This is a genomic window from Vibrio sp. 10N.222.52.B7, assembly GCF_041474275.1.
Lineage (GTDB): Bacteria > Pseudomonadota > Gammaproteobacteria > Enterobacterales > Vibrionaceae > Vibrio > Vibrio crassostreae_C.
In genome coordinates this window covers 1-419 of sequence record NZ_JBFRTU010000272.1, presented here as the reverse complement: position 1 = coordinate 419, position 419 = coordinate 1, and the positions used below count along the sequence as shown (strand labels likewise).

The following is a 419-nucleotide window of genomic DNA, read 5'->3' as shown; positions in this document are numbered from 1 at the left end:
TCCCTATCCCTCCACCACTATTCTTTACGCATTAAGCCCTTGATTTTCAAGGGCTTTTTCGTATCTAAAGTACTGCAAATCACTTTCATGACAATGAGGTGAGACAATGTACTTACAAAAAGCACCAAATGGTGTGTATCAAACCCGTATTTGCATCCCTAAGCCACTACGTACGTTCGGCTACCCTTTCGACATCAAAGTCAGTCTTATGACTAAAGAGCGCTCTGAAGCGATAAGGCGCAACTTTAAAGTAGCCTCTAGCATCAAATCAGCGATTGAGCAGATTGATTTTTCTAACCCACCAAAGTTCACTTCTTTTAAATCTGTTTTGGATCAGCAAATTAATATTTTGCGACAGTCGTTCCAAACGGCAATCCCCCGAACAAATTCACCAGCAGTCATACCAATCCGGAAAATTA

Annotated in this window: 1 protein-coding gene; it reads left to right on the top strand. The window is 41.1% G+C overall.

Translation table 11 applies throughout. The annotated features are described in order from the left end of the window. Nucleotides 1-106: 106 nt before the first annotated feature. Nucleotides 107-419: DUF6538 domain-containing protein (locus tag AB4512_RS22795; RefSeq protein ID WP_372175808.1), on the top strand; the 313-nt coding region annotated here is incomplete at its 3' end.